At 44.6% G+C, this 2,942-nt stretch carries 2 protein-coding genes; both read right to left on the bottom strand.

The features are described 5' to 3' along the window. A partial coding sequence (locus tag F6K49_RS38955) for a hypothetical protein (protein ID WP_293105873.1) occupies positions 1-1,389 on the bottom strand: 1,389 nt, incomplete at its 3' end. Positions 1,390-2,244: 855 nt separating this feature from the next. Next, positions 2,245-2,942: His/Gly/Thr/Pro-type tRNA ligase C-terminal domain-containing protein (locus tag F6K49_RS38950; RefSeq protein WP_293105871.1), on the bottom strand; the 698-nt coding region annotated here is incomplete at its 5' end.

Raw genomic sequence — 2,942 nt, 5'->3', positions numbered from 1 at the left:
TTTGAAAACCGGTACATTGGTGTACTCGAACTCAACCCCTGTAATGTATTCCCCTGCTCCTAAGGTGATGTCCGTCCCAATGGTGAGGGTGGTGTTCTGAGGGTGTGAGGTACCGGCTGTCAAGGGGTTGAGATTAGTTTTGTAGCGGACAATCACATCCCCGGTGTAATTGTTGTATCTGCCTGTGCTAATTTTAGTGACTCGCACCTGATCTAAGAGGTTAATCCCATCCTCATTGACTTGATCTAGGTCGTCAGTGACTGTTAGAGTAGTAATCGGTACATTACCGGTATTTCTTGGGTCAAGCCGAAACTCAAATTCATTGCCAATAGCCACCTGACCCGAGAATGATTTAGAATTCAATGTGCCTTGATAGTTCGGGTCTGCAAAACCATGTTCAGCCTCACCATTTAAGTTCAACGGGGTGCCATCAATCAGTTCTCCTGTTGCGGCAGCTGGGTTAATCACAGTACTATTGGCACCACTAGTGTTGAAGGTAGCACTAGGATACTCAACAGAGACTTGTGCGTTGAAACAATTTCTGCCACTCTGAATACTGAGGTTACCGACATTCCAAGTGACAACCCCTGAGTTATGGGTACCCTCATTGGTAGCACTAAGAAAACTTGACCCAACCGGAAGAGTATCTTGAACAACGACATTTTCTAGGTTTAGACCACCCTCAAGATTCTGGTCGTGGCAAAGCTTAATCTCATAGGTCACTGGTGAATCAAGAGCCGGATCACCATTGCTAGGAATCACCCGATTTTTCTCCAATGTCCACTTGTTTAACGCAGCGTTTGAATCGATATCAGAGTTAATGTTTAGAGCATTGGAGGTGGCATTCTCGGTATTAGAACTTGTCCCTTCGGCTAGGTTAGTTGGTTCTATATCGTTTACAGTCGTACCGGGGGGAAACTGGACTCGAATCTCCAAGTTGACAGGGGAACCTGCTGGAATGGGTGAATTATACTCAACGGTAGCCAGTCCTGTATCCTCGTCATAGCTGACAGTAGCAGGACGTCCAGGAAGGATGCTGACATTGTTAGAAGACCAATCAATCTCAGGAGGGAGTTGGTCAGTAATCACCACATCCTGGCAGTCCTCATCCCCACTACAGGAGACCCGGATGGTGTAGATAAATTCTTGTCCTGATGGAACTTCCGTAATGATATTACCATCCGCATCATTAGCCACTTTCACCAACTGGAGTTGGGCATCAGCCCATACTGGAGTAGCGTAACCTGCGATCGTACTGACTAACATCACACTGCCAATCAGTGTATGGCCAGGAAACTGGCAAGGAAAAATTTTCCAAAGAGGATAGGGTAGGCTTTTTGAACCCAAATCGGGTGCGATCGCTTGGAGATAGTTCAATAAAGATTTCATGACTGGCCGCGATGAATAATGAGAATTGAGAAATTAAACTAAAGACGTTTTTATAGACAAATCCGGTATCGAGAGATTACTCAAAGGATAGGAATTAAAACACAAATAAACGGAAACACAAATAAACTTTATGGGCGCACGGTGTGTGCCCAATTGATTGTGCTTTATGCAAGTGATAACCCCCCATAGTTAGTCAGTAAATCTCCCTAGTGAGAACACGGCTTTTTCCTTAATTAGTAGTGCTATTTTTTGTGCGAGCAGACCTTGTCTTGATACAGTGGCTCATGGGTTAAACCCCCATGAGGCCACTGCATCGCTTTTAAGCTTTGCCTAAAACAGATTAAAGCGATCGCACCCTAATTTTTCGCTGGTTTTAACTCTTCTAGTTAAACTATTGTTATTGTCCTAATCTAGGATTGCTTCATTTAAGCTGCTTTTGCCTAGAGATAATTACTGAAATTTCACCTGAAATTTAAAAATTTTAAATTGGTGATATCCGTGAATTACACATCATCATGTTTACGGAAGCAGCTTCTTAACTGGAATAGCACTGAGTTAAAAGTTGGAAAAGACTTAAGATCGCAATAAAAGAGGCAAGATGAGGAAGATGGGGAAGCAGAAGTGTTGAGTCGCTTCATAAAACTTAATATAAATAGTTATAGGAATTCTATAAAGCGAAAAATTGCTAAAAATATAGGGTCTGCCATACCTGTGGTGATCAGCTGTTATGCATTAAAAATGCATAACAGCAAGGCATAAGACAGAAGCGATGCATTCCCCTCGTTATAGGTTTACAACAAAAAGATGCACCGCGTTTTGACTCGGTGCATCGCTACTCCCTATTTCCTTTAGAGTCTAAAAATTCTCCCGATTCCGATTTGCCTGCTCCATCTTCTCTACAACATGGTCTATGGGCATCATTCCCAATTCCCCAGCGGCACGGGTACGAATATTCAAACTGTTTGCTTCGACTTCCTTGGCACCAACCACACTCATCACCGGGATTTTAGCCTTTTCGGCATTACGAATTGCTTTACCGAGCCTTTCTCCACTGGTATCGACTTCTGCTCGAATCCCATGCGATCGCATTTTTGCTGCCACTTCCTGAGCAAAAGGCAACTGTGCGTCCCCGACTGGTAACAATCGTGCTTGTACTGGTGCTAACCAGAAGGGGAAGTCTCCCCCATATTCTTCAATCAATATCCCAGTTAGGCGCTCCAGGGATCCAAAGGGGGCACGGTGAATCATAATCGGGCGTTGGCGAGTGCCATCTTCTGCCACATACTCCAAATCAAATCGTTCTGGCAAGTTGTAATCCACCTGTACCGTTCCTAACTGCCATTCCCTGTCCAGGATATCCCGGAAGATAAAGTCCAGTTTCGGACCATAAAATGCCGCTTCCCCTGGTGCTTCAAAGGATTCCATCCCCAAGGTATCCACAGCACGGCGAATTGCTCCTTGGGCTTTTTCCCAAGCCTGATCGGAACCAATATACTTATCCGAGGCCGGGTCACGGAAACTCAACCGTGCTTTAAAGTTCTTCAGTTGCAGAC

This window comes from Moorena sp. SIO3I6 (assembly GCF_010672095.1).
The sequence above is the reverse complement of the archived record's forward strand: the minus strand, read 5'-3'. Positions and strand labels throughout refer to the sequence as shown.